The sequence below is a fragment of the Salmonella sp. SAL4457 genome (assembly GCF_046548235.1).
GTDB classification, from domain to species: Bacteria; Pseudomonadota; Gammaproteobacteria; order Enterobacterales; family Enterobacteriaceae; genus Salmonella; species Salmonella enterica.
Map to the genome: position 1 here is coordinate 1 of NZ_JBGDZO010001330.1, position 236 is coordinate 236.

The following is a 236-nucleotide window of genomic DNA, read 5'->3' on the forward strand; positions in this document are numbered from 1 at the left end:
GCGGTAGGCAGGTCGCAGTCGGGCCTGGCCACCGTGGCCTCGAAGGGATACAGGTTGACCGCCACCAGGTCGATCGGCTTGATGCCGTGCTGCTCCATGACCGCGCCGTCCAGGTCGCGGCGACCGAGGATACCGCCATGCACCTTCGGGTGCAGGGTCTTCACCCGACCGTCCATCATTTCCGGGAAGCCGGTGTAGTCGGCCACTTCCACGGCAGAGATGCCGTTGTCCCGGAG

Annotated in this window: 1 pseudogene; it reads right to left on the reverse strand. The window is 66.5% G+C overall.

Annotated elements, in window-relative coordinates:
* Nucleotides 1–236 (reverse strand): annotated as a pseudogene (purH, locus tag ACLJNW_RS28505) (bifunctional phosphoribosylaminoimidazolecarboxamide formyltransferase/IMP cyclohydrolase); the annotation flags it as partial.